General features: G+C 59.7%; 11 protein-coding genes and 1 other RNA gene. 3 read left to right on the top strand and 9 right to left on the bottom strand.

Annotated features, from left to right (window positions below):
- Positions 1 to 26: 26 nt before the first annotated feature.
- The 3 genes from recR to dnaX form a co-directional block, all read right to left on the bottom strand.
- Entirely contained in the window at positions 27 to 629 is a 603-nt protein-coding gene (gene recR, locus AC1DHT_RS25150) for a recombination mediator RecR (protein WP_054593221.1), read from the bottom strand.
- Between the two features lie 306 nt (positions 630 to 935).
- Positions 936 to 1,274 (bottom strand): YbaB/EbfC family nucleoid-associated protein, encoded by a 339-nt coding sequence (locus tag AC1DHT_RS25145; protein ID WP_008028561.1) that lies wholly within the window; start codon positions 1,272 to 1,274, stop codon positions 936 to 938.
- Positions 1,275 to 1,341: 67 nt separating this feature from the next.
- Positions 1,342 to 3,453: a DNA polymerase III subunit gamma/tau gene (gene dnaX, locus AC1DHT_RS25140; protein WP_427545964.1), complete on the bottom strand. Its 2,112-nt coding sequence runs from the start codon at positions 3,451 to 3,453 to the stop codon at positions 1,342 to 1,344.
- A 146-nt stretch (positions 3,454 to 3,599) separates the two neighbouring features.
- Between dnaX and AC1DHT_RS25135 the strand changes: the two genes are divergently transcribed.
- The gene (locus AC1DHT_RS25135) at positions 3,600 to 4,358 is read left to right on the top strand and encodes a substrate-binding periplasmic protein (protein WP_427545962.1); all 759 of its coding nucleotides are present in this window, start codon (positions 3,600 to 3,602) and stop codon (positions 4,356 to 4,358) included.
- 3 nt (positions 4,359 to 4,361) lie between these two features.
- Here the strand turns inward: AC1DHT_RS25135 and AC1DHT_RS25130 are convergent, their stop codons facing one another.
- A complete protein-coding gene (locus AC1DHT_RS25130; RefSeq protein WP_477761504.1) occupies positions 4,362 to 6,062 on the bottom strand; it encodes a putative bifunctional diguanylate cyclase/phosphodiesterase in 1,701 nt (566 codons plus the stop codon).
- A 490-nt stretch (positions 6,063 to 6,552) separates the two neighbouring features.
- Here AC1DHT_RS25130 and AC1DHT_RS25125 point away from each other — a divergent pair, with 490 nt between their 5' ends.
- Positions 6,553 to 6,867 (top strand): helix-turn-helix domain-containing protein, encoded by a 315-nt coding sequence (locus tag AC1DHT_RS25125; protein WP_054593225.1) that lies wholly within the window; start codon positions 6,553 to 6,555, stop codon positions 6,865 to 6,867.
- Between the two features lie 136 nt (positions 6,868 to 7,003).
- On the top strand, positions 7,004 to 7,372 hold the full coding sequence (locus tag AC1DHT_RS25120; RefSeq protein ID WP_427545958.1) for a VOC family protein: 369 nt from the start codon (positions 7,004 to 7,006) through the stop codon (positions 7,370 to 7,372).
- A gap of 120 nt (positions 7,373 to 7,492) precedes the next feature.
- On the opposite strand, the gene ffs is transcribed toward AC1DHT_RS25120, so the two are convergent.
- From ffs to AC1DHT_RS25095, 5 genes are all read right to left on the bottom strand, one after another.
- Positions 7,493 to 7,589, bottom strand: an RNA gene (gene ffs / locus AC1DHT_RS25115) — signal recognition particle sRNA small type.
- Positions 7,590 to 7,779: 190 nt separating this feature from the next.
- On the bottom strand, positions 7,780 to 10,137 hold the full coding sequence (ligA, locus tag AC1DHT_RS25110) for an NAD-dependent DNA ligase LigA (RefSeq protein WP_427545956.1): 2,358 nt from the start codon (positions 10,135 to 10,137) through the stop codon (positions 7,780 to 7,782).
- Positions 10,138 to 10,349: 212 nt separating this feature from the next.
- Complete coding sequence (gene zipA / locus AC1DHT_RS25105) at positions 10,350 to 11,198, bottom strand: cell division protein ZipA (protein ID WP_427545954.1); 849 nt, start codon at positions 11,196 to 11,198, stop codon at positions 10,350 to 10,352.
- 256 nt (positions 11,199 to 11,454) lie between these two features.
- Positions 11,455 to 14,943 (bottom strand): chromosome segregation protein SMC, encoded by a 3,489-nt coding sequence (smc, locus tag AC1DHT_RS25100; protein ID WP_477761503.1) that lies wholly within the window; start codon positions 14,941 to 14,943, stop codon positions 11,455 to 11,457.
- Positions 14,944 to 14,945: 2 nt separating this feature from the next.
- Positions 14,946 to 15,605, bottom strand: coding sequence for a GntR family transcriptional regulator (locus AC1DHT_RS25095; protein ID WP_216744939.1), 660 nt, complete (start codon positions 15,603 to 15,605; stop codon positions 14,946 to 14,948).
- Between the last annotated feature and the right edge of the window lie 119 nt (positions 15,606 to 15,724).

Below are 15,724 nucleotides of genomic sequence, written 5' to 3'. Positions count from 1 at the left end.
TGCTCGCGATGACGTCAGTTAACGCGCTACAGAACGATCGGCTTACGCCCGGCAAACGAATGCGCCAATGTCCCGCCATCCACCAGCTCCAGCTCGCCACCCAACGGCACACCATGGGCGATGCGCGAAGCAATCAGGCCTTTATTGCTGAGCAACTGGGCGATGTAGTGCGCTGTCGCTTCACCTTCAACCGTCGGGTTGGTGGCCAGAATGACCTCAGTGAACGTACCCGCCTCTTCGATCCGCGCCAGCAATTGCGGAATGCCGATGGCTTCCGGCCCCAGGCCGTCGAGCGGCGACAAATGCCCCTTGAGCACGAAGTAGCGACCGCGAAACCCGGTCTGCTCCACGGCGTAGACATCCATCGGCCCTTCGACCACGCACAGTAAGGTGTCGTCGCGACGAGGGTCCGCGCACTGCGGGCACAGATCGTCTTCGGTCAGAGTGCGGCACAGTCGGCAATGGCCGACCCCTTCCATGGCCTGACTCAGGGCCAGCGCCAGCCGCGAGCCACCGCTGCGATCACGCTCGAGCAGTTGCAACGCCATGCGCTGGGCGGTTTTCTGACCGACACCGGGCAAGGTGCGCAAGGCGTCGATCAGTTGGCGAATCAAAGGGCTGAAGCTCATGGGGGAAACGTCCGACATATCAACGAGACGCGGTTTATACCCGCGCCTCTGGCCAGCGTCAAATGCTCATCGACGGTATCACGTTCGATGTTTCTTCAGCATTACCGAGTCGACTTCATCGCGAGCAGGCTCGCTCCCACAGGGATTTACAGTGTGACATCAATCGCAAACTGTCCCCCGATCCAATGTGGGAGCGAGCCCGCTCGCGAAGGCGGTTCAACAGACACCGAATGTCTCGCCCGCCAAAAACAAAAATGCCAGGCTGAGTGCCTGGCATTTTTGTAGACCATCCGACGCGTCAGCGAATCAGAATGGCAGTTTCATGCCCGGTGGCAGTTGCATGCCTGCGGTCATGCCGGACATTTTGTCCTGGCTGTTGGCTTCGATCTTGCGGACGGCGTCGTTGACGGCGGCAGCGAACACGGCCTCCAGCATCTCCTTGTCGTCTTCGCTCAGGCCTTCGACCAGGCTTGGATCGATGGTCACGCGCTTGACGTCGTGACGACCGGTCATCACCACGGTGACCATATCGCCACCGGCTTTACCGGTGACTTCGGCGTTGGCCAGTTCTTCCTGCATCTTGGCCATCTTTTCCTGCATCTGCTGCGCCTGCTTCATCAGGCCGGCCATGCCACCTTTCATCATGGGAATCACCTCAAAAGTACTTGGATCAAAACAGCGCCCGGCCCAGTGGGCCGAACACCTTCAGTTATTAGCCCTGGCTGACCAGAGCCTCGACAGGTTCAATAGTATCGTTACGGATCACCGCGCCGAACTGTTGCATCATTTGCTGGATGAACGGATCGCCGTGGATCGAATCCTCAGCCTCGCGCTGGCGGTCGGCACGTCGACGCGAGGCCGCCTGGGCCGGGGTTTCCTGCTCCGGCTTGATCAGCTCGATGCTCACCGTCAGGGTGCGCTGGTGATACTGGTTCAGCGCATCGTTCAGCCGGCGTTGTTGAGTCGCGTTGAACAGCGCGCTGTGGGCCGGGTCCAGGTGCAGCAACCAGTGGTCGCCATCGACGGCAATCAGCGTGCAGTTGGCGGCGATGCTGCCGGTCATGCCGGAAATCGGCAATTTCGGGAACAGCTCCAGCCATTGCAATGCCAGCCCTGTGGCCGGCATCGCAGCCGGTTCAGGTTCGGGGGCCGGCGCGGGTTCTGCGGCGTGCTCACTGGCCAGCTCATCAAGGTAACTATAGGCCGAATCCATGTCCGGCTCGATGTAGTCCTCGTCCAGCGGCGGCTCGTCATCCAGGTCCATTCCCGGCGTGGCGACGTCGACTTCAGCCGCCGACGGCTCGGGAATCGGCGCTGCCGCCCACTCAGGTGCATCGGGTACAACGCTGTCCGGCGTCGGTGTCGGCATGGGCGTCAGGCCAGGCTGCTCGGCAATCGTCTCCAGCACCGACTCGACAGCCGGTTGCTGCACGATCTCAGGCTCTACCGGGTCGTTCCAGGGCAAGTCGACGACTTCTTCGACGATGGCCACAGGCTCAGCCACCACCTCGACCACCGGCGCAGGCACGACCTCTGGAGCAACAGGCTCAGGTGTCGGCACTGGTGCAACCACCTCGGCAACCGGCTGGATCGGCGCTGCAACGACAGGTGCAGCGGCAACGGAAGCAGGTGCAACTACCGGCGCAACACGCGGTGCGCCAGCCACTGAGTTTGCGGAATCAACTGTGGCCTGGCTGATCCCCACTGGCTTTAGCGGCTGCCTCGGCGCGTCTGCTGTGTCTGCCGGGCGGAACGCGAGCATTCGCAGCAAGACCATTTCGAACCCACCGCGCGGGTCAGGCGCCAGTGGTAAATCGCGGCGGCCAATCAAGCCCATCTGGTAATAGAACTGCACGTCTTCGGCCGGCAAGGCCTGAGCCAGCGCCAACACCCGGTCGCGGTCGCCATGACCGTTATCGACGCCTTCAGGCAAGGCCTGGGCAATCGCCACGCGGTGCAGCACGTTAAGAATTTCCGACAGCACACCGTTCCAGTCCGGGCCCTGCTCGGCCAGATGCCGCACCGCTTCGAGCAACGCCTTGGCGTCGCCATCGAGCAGCGCATGCAGGACATCGTAGACCTGACCATGATCGAGCGTGCCGAGCATTGCTCGCACGTCGGCCGCCATGACCTTGCCTTCACCGAAGGCGATGGCCTGGTCGGTGAGGCTCATGGCATCGCGCATCGAACCGTCGGCAGCACGGCCCAACAGCCACAGCGCATCGTCTTCGAACGGCACATTCTCGACGCTCAGCACATGGGTCAAATGCTCGACCACGCGCTCCGGCGTCATGTTTTTCAGCGAGAACTGCAGGCACCTCGACAGAATCGTTGCAGGAAGTTTCTGCGGGTCGGTGGTCGCCAGGATGAACTTGACGTAGGGCGGCGGCTCTTCGAGGGTTTTCAACAGCGCATTGAAGGAATGGCTGGAGAGCATGTGCACTTCGTCGATCAGGTAGACCTTGAAGCGCCCACGGCTCGGCGCGTACTGCACGTTATCGAGCAGCTCACGGGTGTCCTCGACCTTGGTCCGGCTCGCGGCGTCGATCTCGATCAGGTCGACAAAGCGCCCTTCATCGATTTCGCGGCACACCGAGCACTCGCCACACGGCGTCGAAGTGATACCTGTCTCACAGTTCAGACATTTGGCAATGATCCGCGCGATGGTGGTCTTGCCCACACCGCGGGTGCCGGTAAAAAGATAGGCGTGGTGCAGCCGCTGGCTGTCCAAGGCATTGATCAGAGCCTTGAGCACATGGGTCTGGCCGACCATTTCGCGGAACGAGCGCGGACGCCATTTACGTGCAAGAACCTGATAACTCATCGAAAACCGTCGCATCTGGGAAGCGGAAGCGGGTAATGCTAGCGGAGCAAGGCCAAAATTGCATCCGGTGTGCTCGGCTAATCTGGCTAAGCTGGTATTTGGATCCGTTTTAATCGGCTCCTGCCGGTCTTTTTGCTGGAGAATTTATGCGTTCAGCCTTGGGGGCTTTGCTGTTGATCAGCGTCAGCGCTACTGGTGCGTCTGCGCCCCTGCGCTTTGCAATCACCGACAGTTGGGCGATGCCCATGGTGCAAATCGAGCACGGCCGACCGACCCAGGGCATTCTGTACGACGTGATGCTCAGCCTGGCCACACAACTGAGACTGCCGGCGGAGTTTCACGTGCTGGCCCGCGCACGCGTGCAGAGCGCCATGGAGCACGGGGAAATCGACATCCGTTGCTACGCGGCCCAATCCTGGCTGCCAAATCAGTCCGGCGACTATCTCTGGAGCGTTCCGTTGTGGTTTCAGCGCGACGTACTGGTCAGCACGCAAGGCGCTCCTGCCTCGGTCATCCCGGCCAGTCTTTCCGTGCAGCCGATCGGCACCGTACTCGGCTACAGCTACCCGACCCTGCAACCACTCTTCGACAACGGCCAACTCAAACGCGACGATGCGCGCAATCAGGAACAGGTGTTGAAAAAACTGGCGGCCGGCCGAAATCACTACGCTGTCAGCAATCAATGGGCCCTGGACTGGTTCAACCTGCAAATGATGCCTGACCGGCCATTGCGGGCAGTCGCGGTGTTGCAGGAGCAAAACGTCGGCTGCTACGTGCGTAACGACCCAAGGCTGCCGGTCCAGTTGATTCTGCAAACGCTGCTCAAGATGAAGATGTCCGGGGAAGTCGACGACATCATCAGGCTCTACACCGGAACCAACGAACCGACCCTGGCCGATCAGTAAGCCTCAGACCGCCTGGTCCAGTGCCTGCCACCGGGTCGGTGCAACGAAGGCCTCGACCCAGCCCGGCACCTCGCTGGCCGGCATCGGCCGCGCAATGAAATAGCCCTGTGCCACCTCGCAACCCAGACGCAACAGCAACTCGCCATGCTCGATGCTTTCCAGGCCCTCGGCGATCACCTCTCGCCCAAACGCCCGGGCAAGACCAATGACTGCAGTGGTCAACGCCAGATCATCGCGATCATGCAGAATGTCGCGCACAAATGACTTATCGATCTTGATGGTTTGCGTATGCAGGCGCTTGAGGTAACTCAGCGACGAATAACCCGTGCCAAAATCCCCCAGAGAAAACCTTACGCCCAGCGCCTGACAGGCCTGCAGGCAAGTGCTGACGTGCTGAATATTCTCGATCGCCACCGACTCGACAATCTCCAGGTCAAGCAGCTGAGGCGCAACCCAGGCGTGCCGTTCTAGCACGGTCTTGAGCCGATCAAAAAAGTCCGCCCGCTGAAAATGCCGAGCAGCGATGTTGACGCTGACCGGCCAGCGTTGACCGTTTTTTTGCCATCGCGACAACTGCGCCAGGACCTGCTCCATCACCCACTCGCCAATATCGACGATCAGGTCCGTCTCCTCGACAAACGGCAGAAACTCCTTGGGCGGCACCAGACCGTTCTGCGGGTGCTCCCAGCGCAGCAACGCCTCGAAACCAACCACCACACCGCAGCGCATGTTGACCTTGGGCTGAAAGTGCAGGCGCAACTCATCGTTGAGCAAGGCCTGACGCACCCGCGCGACCRTCTGGTGAGTGGCCTTGACCTCTTGGTCGCGCACCACATCAAACAGATGAAAACGGTTACGCCCGCTCTGCTTGGCCACGTACATCGCCTGATCGGCGTGGCGCAGCAGGGTTTGCGCATCCTCGCTGTCATCCGGGAACAGCGTGACGCCGATGCTGGCAAACACATTGATGTCCTTGCCCAGAATCGAATACGGCGCAGAGATCGCCCCCAGCACACGATGCAGCGCCGCGCGCAACTCCGGCATATCGCGCACAAACCGCAAGATCAGCACGAACTCGTCCCCGGCCAGCCGCGCCACCACATCTTCGCCTCGAACGATGGTGCGTAGACGCTTGGCCACTTCAACCAGCAACAAGTCACCGCTGGCGTGACCGTAGCCGTCATTGACTGCTTTGAAGCCGTCGAGGTCGAGCATGCACACTGCCAACGGCACGTTCTCGACGCGGGAGTAATCCAGGGCCTGCTCGAGCAAATCGGAGAGATACGCCCGATTGGGCAGGCCGGTCAGGACGTCATGGCCGACCCGCCATTGCAGTGAGTGCAGCAACTGACGCTTTTCACTGATATCGAAGCAAATCGACAGATACCGATGGACCCGTCCGGTCGATTCGTCCAGCACCGGCACCATGGTGCTGTCGACCCAGTACAGGCTACCGTCCTTGGACCGGTTGCAGATTTCGCCCTTCCAGACTTTGCCCAAGGCAACGGTGCGCCACATCGTGGTGAAGAAATCGTCAGGATGCAGACCCGAGTTGAGGATCCGGTGGTTGGCCCCCAGCAACTCCTCGCGACTGTGACCAGACACGGCACAAAACAAATCGTTGACGTAAGTAATGCGCCCCGCCAGGTCCGTCTCGGAGAAAATAGCGGCTGCATCTACGGCCCTGCGGTACTTCTCATCCATGAGTCCGGCTCACTGTGGCTAGCGGTTGTACCGCTCGACCAGCGCACAACGCCCGGAAGAGATGTTTTGAAGGATGCGGCACTGCGCAGAGGGTCGCAGCGCGTGATGCTGCCAGGGCAACATCCTTGTAAAAGAGCGGGCCGGCAAATTCAGATGCACGTTAAAACTCCATGAACAGCATTTGATGGCCCCCGAACAGACGAAGATCAACTAGGCTCAGAGGCCTCGTACAGGCACGTCAAAAACACCGACTCTGGTAATATTGAAACGGCATTTCGCGTCGTCAGCGGCGCCTCTGCACACCCTGCGAGGTAACACAATGCTGGCTATCTCACATTGCCTGGACTTATGAAGCCAGGTCACCAAATGCCTGTACGAAACAGGGATTCTACGAAATACATCACATTTTGCAAAGCAAGGTGATGGATCATGCAGTTGTCTAATGCAAAAATCTATCGTTAAGTTCTTGATTCTAAATGGGAATTGAGCGATGCAAATTTCAAGTTTGGGTCCAGCCATAAGGCGCTATCGCAAGGTGGCGGGGCTTACTCAGGCTGAACTCGGTGAAAAAACCGGTTTTGACCCCAAAACCATCAGCCGCTTCGAAACCGGCACCTATACCCCCAGCGTGGAAGCCCTGTTCATGCTTGCCGATGTGCTGGGAGTGAAGCTCAAAGCGTTTTTTGCCGATCTTGGCGACGAAGACGAACAGCGAGCGTATTTGTTCGGTGTCATACACAAAGCCACCCCGAAGGATCTGGGAAAGCTGATCGCGGCGGTAGACCAGGCCTTGTCCAAGCCTTAGAGCCAGAAACAAAAAAGAGCAGGCAGGTGTATCGGATTGATACACCTGCCTGCTCTTTTGCTATCGACTACTGACAGAAACTGACAGCCCGACCGTCTAGGCTTGAGCCATCAACGCCAACGACATCGGAGTCGCCATGAACGCCCAACATTACCTGCTGCTGTACGTCGACAGCCCCGCCACCAGCGCAAACTTCTACAGCCGCCTGCTCGACAAACCACCGGTTGAACTGCAACCGACCTTCGCGCTGTTCATTCTTGATTCGGGGCTAAAGCTTGGGCTGTGGTCCAGACACACCGTTGAACCTGCGGCCGAAGCGGCGGGTGGTGGCGGAGAACTGGGATTCTCGGTGGCCGACAAAGAGACGGTCGACACGCTGTACGCCGCATGGACTGCACAAGGACTGCGCATCGCCCAAGAGCCGATTGAACTGGATTTCGGCTACACCTTCGTGGCGCTCGATCCGGATGGGCATCGGTTGCGGGTATTTGCTCTTTCGGAATGACGGCGAGGTTATTTTGGACGAAGCAAGGCATCGATCAGGAAAGATCAATGAGATAGAAATTCTGGATTTTTTTGAAGAGGTACAAGCCTTGCGAATGAAGGCCTGGCGTTAAGGTGGCGACCCCACCAGCCACACCCCGGCACACAATGTTCCCGCTGTGGCTGCTTCCTTCCGGATCTGACCAGGTTCACGGGTAATCGTTGCGGGGGGACCGATGGGGTCACCATAACGACGCTCACCTGACGGCGAGCCGCGCCATTGTACCTATCTGAGACGAAGTTACAACCGTTCGCGCAGATTAAAAAATATGAGTCACGTCAAGGACCTGCGTTGGTCCTTAAAAGATCGCGGCCTGCGGCAGCTCCTGCCGGCAAATGCCGATTCCGGAGCTGCCGCGGGCTGCAATCTTAAACGTTGATGTCGTGTGCCTTCAGAAACCCGACAAACGCTTCTTCGTCCAGCACCTTCAACCCCAGCTCATTGGCCTTGACCAATTTGGAGCCCGCACCGGGCCCCGCCACCACGCAGTAGGTCTTGGCCGATACCGAGCCCGCCACCTTGGCACCGAGGCTTTCGAGCTTGTCCTTGGCGACGTCGCGGCTCATCAGCTCCAGAGAGCCGGTGAGCACCCAGGTCTGGCCCGCCAGCGGCAAGCCTTCGACGACTTTCTTCTCGCTTTGCCAGTGCATGCCGAAGTCGCGCAATTGCTGTTCGGCATCCAGCGCCAACTGGCGGTTCGGTTCGATGGCGAAGAATTCCCGAACAGCATTGGCCTGTTTCTCCGGCAGCGCTTGACGCATGTCCAGCCAGTCGGCGCTGATGATCGCTTCCAGCGAACCAAACTTGTCGGCCAGCTTCTGCGCCCCGCCCGGCCCGACCGAGGGAATGTTGAGCTTGTCGATCATTCCGCCCAGCGTGGTACTGGCGGCAAACTCGGCGCCCAATTCGCCCTGATCCTGAATCTCCAGGCCATGCTTGAGCAGTTCTTCGATCACCTTCCGGTTGTGCGCGTCTTCGAAGAAGCTGTGAATCTCGTAGGCAACTTCCAGCCCGACATCCGGCAAGTACGTCAGCACTTGCGGCAATGCCTGCTGAATCCGCGCAAGCGATGCCAGTGAGCGCGCCAGGACCTTGGCCGTCTCTTCGCCGACATCCGGAATACCAAGGGCGTAGATGAAGCGCGCCAACCCCGGTTTCTTGCTGTCGGCAATCGCGCTCAGCAAGTTCTTGCTCGACAGCTCGGCGAACCCTTCCAGGTCGACGATCTGTTCGAAGCTCAAGGCGTACAAATCTGCTGGCGAACTGACCAGGCCTTCGTCCACCAACTGCTCGACGCTCTTCTCGCCCAGACCCTCGATGTCCATGGCCCGGCGCGAAACGAAATGGATGATCGCCTGCTTGAGCTGGGCCCCACAGGCCAGACGCCCGACACAGCGATATACCGCCCCTTCGCTGACCGTTTCGCGCCCCTTGCTGCGCTTGACCAACTGCGTGCGCTCGACATGCGAGCCACAGACCGGGCAGCACTTGGGAATCTGCACGGGACGGGCATTTTCCGGGCGACGCTCGGTAACCACTTGCACCACCTGCGGGATCACGTCACCGGCACGGCGAATGATCACCGTATCGCCGATCATCAAGCCCAGGCGCGCGACTTCATCCATGTTGTGCAATGTCGCGTTGGACACGGTCACACCCGCCACTTTCACCGGTTTCAAGCGTGCAACCGGAGTCACCGCACCGGTTCGGCCGACCTGGAATTCCACGTCGAGCAACTCGGTGAGTTCTTCCATCGCCGGAAACTTGTGGGCAATCGCCCAGCGCGGCTCGCGAGCACGGAAGCCCAGCTCACGCTGCGAGGCGAGGCTGTTGACCTTGAACACCACGCCATCGATTTCATAAGGCAGCGCATTACGGCGCTCGCCGATATCGCGGTAGTAATCCAGGCATTCACCAATACCCTTGGCCAGTTTCAACTCGTGACTGACCGGCAAGCCCCACAGCTTGAGTTGTTGCAGATTGCCGATGTGCGTGTCGGCAATCTCGGCCGAGACCTGGCCGAGGCCGTAGCAGCAGAACTCCAGCGGGCGACTGGCGGTAATCTTCGAATCCAGCTGACGCAAGCTGCCCGCTGCGGCGTTGCGCGGGTTGGCGAAGGTTTTGCCGCCGGCTTCCAGTTGCGCGGCGTTAAGGCGATCGAAACCGGCCTTGGACATATACACTTCGCCGCGCACTTCCAGGGTCGACGGCCAGCCGCTGCCCTGCAGCTTGAGCGGAATGTTGCGCACCGTGCGCACGTTGACGCTGATGTCTTCACCGGTAGTGCCGTCGCCGCGAGTAGCGCCGCGCACCAGCATGCCGTCCTGATACAGCAAGCTGACTGCCAGGCCATCGAGCTTCGGTTCGCAGCTGTACTCCACCTCGGCGCCAGCGCCAAACAAATCGCCGGCCGGCAAATCCAGACCTTCGGTGACCCGGCGATCGAACTCGCGCATGTCATTTTCTTCGAAGGCGTTACCAAGACTGAGCATCGGCACTTCATGCCGCACTTGAGTGAACGCCGCAAGCGCCGCACCGCCAACCCGCTGGGTCGGCGAGTCGATAGTGACCAGCTCGGGGTTTGCCGTTTCCAGCGCCTTGAGCTCATGGAACAGCCGATCGTATTCGGCGTCCGGAATGCTCGGCTCGTCGAGAACGTAGTAACGGTAGTTGTGCTGATCCAGCTCAGCGCGCAGCTCTAGAATGCGTTTTTCAACGGCGGTCATGGGTGCTCTCTCATAAAGCAAAAGAGCAGCCGAGGCTGCTCAATCTTCAAAATACGATATAGCGTAAAGACGCAGATTCTGTGGCGAGGGAGCTTGCTCCCGTTCGGCGGCGAAGCCGTCGTAAACCAGAATGGGGCCGCTTCGCAGCCCAGCGGGAGCAAGCTCCCTCGCCACAAGAAGCTCTCTAGTCTTAGAGAGCTTGATCATTCGATTCAGCGCTTCTGGGTCAGGGCGCGACGCTCGAACTCGACGATACGTTGACGGTAGTGCTCGATGGTCTGAGCCGTCAGCACGCTGCGCTGATCGTCCTTCAGTTCGCCATTGAGTTCCTGAGACAGTTTGCGGGCAGCCGCGACCATCACGTCGAAGGCCTGTTTCGGATGGCGCGGGCCTGGCAAGCCGAGGAAGAAGCTGACGGCCGGGGTGCTGAACAGATCAATGTCGTCCAGATCGAACACACCAGGCTTGACCGCGTTGGCCATGGAGAACAGCACTTCGCCGTTGCCGGCCATGCTTTCGTGACGATGGAAGATATCCATCTCGCCAAAACGCAGACCGCTTTCCAGGATGTTCTGCAACAGGGCCGGGCCTTTGAACCCACCCGGGTCACGGCAGATCACGCTGATGACCAGTACTTCTTCTGCCTGCGGCTGTTCTTTATTGGCGGCAGCACTCGGCGATTTGGTTTCGTCCGGGAAATCATCACGGCTACTGAAACTTGGGCCGCCATCCAGGTCCAGATTCAAATTCAGGTCACCCTGGGATGGCTCACTACCCCGCTTGCCGCGCTTGGAGCCCGATTCACGCGGCTCACGGGCAGGCATGCTCACCGACGGCAAGTCATGCTCGTCGAGTTGTGGTTCTTTATGGGTATCCAGTACGCGTGGCGGGCCCAGCAGCTCGGCACCACTGTCCTCGTCCGGCAGGTTGGACAGGCTTCGGTCCAGGCGAAACTTCAGCTTGCCCTTGCCGCCGCGCATGCGCCGCCAGCCATCAAAAAGAATACCGGCAATGACAATAATGCCGATGACGATCAGCCACTCGCGCAGACCGATTTCCATGTAATCCCGTGCCTCTATAAAAAATGCTGAAAAATAAGGGGTTTACAAGCTGTAAACCGCTTTAAAACGTGGCGCCAACTCTATGTTCTGAATGGCGTTTTGCCCACGCATACGAAAAATTGACATTAAACTAGCACGACCAAAGATAACTTTACACCGTCAGTCACAATGGCTTCAGCCATTATGTCGATTAGCCAGCATTCTCTGCGGGTAAAAATCCCTGCTTCGCGCAAATATCTGGCCTACGCGCCATGACTCAGGCGTCCACCATCGCCATCGCCTCCTCGACATCCACGGCTACCAGACGCGAACAACCGGGCTCGTGCATCGTGACCCCCATCAATTGGTCGGCCATTTCCATGGCGATCTTGTTGTGGGTGATATAGATGAACTGCACCGTTTGCGACATCTCTTTCACCAATCGGGCATAGCGTCCAACGTTAGCGTCATCCAGCGGTGCGTCAACTTCGTCGAGCATGCAAAACGGCGCCGGGTTCAGCTTGAAGATCGCAAACACCAATGCCAAAGCCGTCAGGGCTTTTTCACCACCGGACAGCAAATGGATGGTGCTGTTCTTCTTCCCGGGTGGACGCGCCATGATCGTTACCCCTGTATCGAGTAGATCTTCGCCCGTCAGTTCCAAATAAGCGCTGCCTCCACCGAAAACTTTTGGAAAAAGAGCCTGCAATCCACCGTTAATCTGATCAAAGGTATCTTTGAAGCGATTGCGGGTTTCCTTGTCGATCTTGCGAATGACGTTTTCCAGCGTATCGAGCGCTTCCACAAGGTCAGCATCCTGAGCATCCAGATAACGCTTGCGCTCGGACTGCTGCTGATACTCGTCGATGGCTGCGAGGTTGATCGCGCCCAGTCGCTGAATTCGCGCAGCAATGCGCTCGAGCTCTTCTTCGGCGTCTTTTTCGTTCGCTTCAGCCACCAGGGTGGCGAGCACCCCTTGCAGGTCATAGCCGTCTTCGAGCAATTGATCCTGCAAGGTTTTGCGGCGCACGGTCAGGGCCTGCCATTCCATGCGCTGCTGTTCAAGTTGACCACGGATCAGCTGTGATTGCTGCTCGGCCTGGCTGCGGCGTTTCTCGGCATCACGCAATTCACGGTCGGCATCTTCCAGGGCGATCTGCGCGGTTCTGAGTTCTTCGTCGACGCTCATGCGCTTGTCGAGCAACTCTTCGAGCTTGAGCCGCAACTCTTCCAGCGGCGCTTCGCCCTCCTCCAGATTAAGGCTGAGCTGCTCGCGCTTTTCGGTCAGGCGCTCGGACTGCAACTCCAGCCGTTCCAGCGCCTGACGGGTTGAATCGTGTTGCGCCTTGAGCGAGCCCAGACGCACCGCCAATTGGTGCGCGTGGTCTTTATGCTGACGAGCCTCCTGCCGCACCCGATCCAGGCGCTCGCGCAAGCTGTCGCGCTGAGCCAGCAGCAACTCGCGCTGTTCGGTATCGATCGCCATGCTGTCGAGGGCTTCCTGCAATTGCAGGCGCGACTCGCCAATCTGTTCATGTTCCAGCGCACGCTGCTCAGCCAGTTCACCGAGCTCTTCGTCGAGCCGCGTGCGGCGTAATGTCAGTTGCTCGGCCTTGGCCTTGCCGGCCGACAACTGAGCTTTCAATTCGCCTTGCTGGCGCGCTTCGTCCTGCAGCAAACGGCGCAGGTGTTCGCGGCCATTCTCTTGCTGACGTTGCTGGGCGCGCAGGTTTTGCAAAGTGGTTTCCAGCGTCTCGACGGTCGCTTCGCGCTCTTCGCGCTCAAGCCCCAGACGCTGGATTTCCTGCCCGCGCGCCAACATGCCGCTCTCGGCCTCACTGGCGCGGCGCACCCGCAAAAAGTGCCGCCCAACCCAGTAGCCATCACGACTGATCAGGCTTTCGCCGACCGACAACTGGCCACGCAGCGACAGCGCCTGTTCAAGACTGTCCACCGGCTTGACCTGCCCCAACCACGGCGACAAATCGATCTGCGCCTCAACCTTGTCGAGCAGGCTGCCGGGGATCCGCACTCCATCGCTGGCCGGGCTGAGCAAACGCAGATCGCCTTGGGCAAAGCCGGACAGATCGAAGCCCGCGAAGTCATCGACCAGCACGGCTTGCAGGTCGGCACCGAGCACGGTTTCCACCGCCAGCTCCCAACCCGCTTCAACCTTCAAGCCTTCAGCCAGACGCGGACGTTCGGCCAGATGCTGTTCACGCAACCACTCGGCGGCGCCGGTGCCCGGATCGAGCGCCGCTTGCTGCAACGCCTCCAGCGAGGCCAGGCGCCCGTTGAGCCGTTGCAAGTCGCCCTGTGCCTGCTGCTGGTTTTGCAGGGCCAGTTGCAGTTCCTGACGCAACTGCTCAAGCCGCTCGACCTGCGCTTCTTCGCTGGCCTGCAAATCTTCGAGGGTCGCTTCACTGGCGGCAAGCTGTTCACTCAGATCGAGAATCGCCGCGTCTTCCGGGGCTGCCGACAACAGGTCGCGCTCTTCGGCCAAGCRACGTTGGCGCTCGGCCAGACGTTCCATGCTGGTTTCCAGCTGCTGGATGCGCGACTGCTGGACTTCGGCCTGACGCCGTGGCTCGGCCGAGCGCAGGTTGAAACTGTCCCACTGCTCCTGCCAGCCGTGCATGGTGGTTTCGGACTCTTCCAGCGCGGCGGCGGCCTCTTCAGCAGCGGCGCTGGTGACTTCCTGCTCGGGCGTGAGCATATCCAGCTCTTCGCCGAGGGTCGCCAGCAAGGTGCGGTCGTGGCCCAGGTGCGACTCGGTTTCCAGGCGCGAACGCTCGGCTTCCTTCAAATCGTCCTGCAACTGACGCAAACGCTGCTGGCCGTGCTGGATGCTTTGCTCGACCCGGGCGATGTCGCCGCCGACCGAATAGAAGCGTCCCTGCACCAGATTGAAGCGCTCGGACAGGTCGTGATGTCCGTCGCGCAGCCGCTCGATGCTCGCATCGGCATTGCGCTGTTCAGCGACCAGGGCCTCGAAACTGATTTCCTGGTTGCCAATGATCGCTTCGCGCTGGCCAACCTGTTCGTTCAATTCCTGCCAGCGTAGCGCCGACAGTTGTGCCTTGAGCTGACGCTCTTCGGCTTTGTATTCCTGATACTTCTCGGCCGCCTGGGCCTGACGATGCAAGCGTTCGAGCTGACGTTCCAGCTCATCACGCAGGTCGGTCAGGCGCGCGAGGTTTTCGTGGGTGCGACGGATGCGGTTTTCGGTCTCGCGCCGGCGCTCCTTGTACTTGGAGATCCCCGCCGCTTCTTCAATGAAGTTACGCAGGTCTTCAGGCTTGGACTCGATCAGCTTGGAGATCATCCCCTGTTCGATGATCGAGTAGCTGCGCGGGCCCAGTCCGGTACCGAGAAAAATGTCGGTGATATCGCGGCGACGGCATTTGGTGCCGTTGAGGTAATAAGTAGTCTGGCTGTCGCGGGTAACTTTGCGGCGAATGGAAATCTCCGCGTAAGCCGCGTATTCGCCGATCAACGTGCCGTCGGAGTTGTCGAAAACCAGTTCGATGCTTGCCTGGCTCACCGGTTTGCGACTGGTAGAACCGTTGAAGATGACATCGGTCATCGACTCGCCGCGCAAGTTCTTGGCCGAGCTCTCGCCCATCACCCAGCGTACGGCATCGATGATGTTCGACTTGCCGCAACCATTGGGCCCGACCACCGCCGCCATGTTACTGGGGAAGTTCACCGTGGTCGGGTCGACGAAGGATTTGAACCCCGCCAGTTTGATGCACTTGAGCCGCACGCTCAGGCAACCGGCAAGGCAGACAACACCAGATCGCAACTGCGCCGGGCATAAGCCGAGAGCACGACGCGAATCTCTGGCAAATCACGCGCCAGCACGGCCGCGAGCAAGCGCTCGAACAGTTCGAGGAACTCGCTCATCTCGGCCTTGCGCTGTTCCAGGGCGAGAAAATACGCACGGCTCATGGCCGGTTGCAGGTTCTCGACGGTTTCCTGCAAGTACGGGTTATTGGCGAATGGGTACGCCGCGCGCATCACGCTGAAGCTGTCTTCGACAAAGGCGCGGATGTCCTGACGCTCGTAACTGGCGCTCAGGCGTTGCTGGATTTGCAGGAACGGCGCCATGTCGGCCTGGACCTGCCAGCCACTGGCCACTGAATTACCGAGCAGGATGTACAGCTCGCTCATCAGCGTGCACAGGCTCTGCACCTTGTGTGCGGTGAGCTCGGTCACATGAGCACCACGACGCGGCAGGATGGCGATCAGGTGCCGGCGCTCGAGAATCAGCAAGGCTTCGCGAACCGAGCCGCGGCTGACATTGAGGGCCAGCGTGACCTTCTGTTCCTGGATGCGCTCTCCGGGCTTGAGGTCGCCGCGAATGATGCGTTCGGCGAGGTGGTGAGCAATTTGCTCGGCGAGGCTGTCCGGCGCCTTGAACGTCATGGTTTTCCTTCAAACTCTTCGATCTGTACAAGCGGCGCAGTGTAGCGCACTTGCGAGGTGATGGCGCAGGGCCCAGCCAGCGGAATTTGGCACGATTCAAGCAAAAAGCGAGGTATCCC

It is taken from the genome of Pseudomonas sp. 05N432 (genome assembly GCF_056396945.1).
Note: the sequence above shows the minus strand (reverse complement) of the source record. Positions and strands in the feature narration are given on the sequence as shown.